This window comes from Pseudomonas sp. PF05, from assembly GCF_056521845.1.
Map to the genome: position 1 here is coordinate 1 of NZ_JBWLPW010000087.1, position 445 is coordinate 445.

Sequence of the window (445 nt, forward strand, 5' to 3'; positions counted from 1 at the left end):
ATTGCCACCACCGTGCAGGCCTTTGAAGTCGGCATCGGCAGTGTTGAGGGTGTAGGTGTAGGAACCGTCAGCGTTGAGCACCAAGGTGCCGTAAGTACCGGTGAAAGTGCCGGGCGTGATGGGACCGGATGCCACAGGGTCTGCACCTTGGGTGTCGTTGGTCAGCACGCTGCCGGTCAGGGTCAGGTTGGTTTCCGAAGCCGTGCTGGCGTTGCTGTCGTCCACGGCTTCAGGCAAGTCGTCGACGATGTTCACGTCCAGGTTGCCGTTAGCGGTGGTGCCGTTATCGTCGGTGACAACGACCGCAAATTGCTCGCTGAGGCTGTTGGCGCCGTTGGCGTTTGGATGAGCTTCATTGTCCAGCAAGGTGTAGCTGTAGCTGACCACGCCCGTGCTGGCGTCGTAGCCGGTGATGGTCAGGGTGTTGCCCAGCGCGGTGGTAATC

The 445-nt window shown here is 60.7% G+C and carries 1 protein-coding gene; it reads right to left on the reverse strand.

Going from position 1 to position 445, the window contains the following annotated elements:
* Window positions 1–445: Ig-like domain-containing protein (locus tag AC09SL_RS29545; RefSeq protein ID WP_479572019.1), on the reverse strand; the 445-nt coding region annotated here is incomplete at both ends.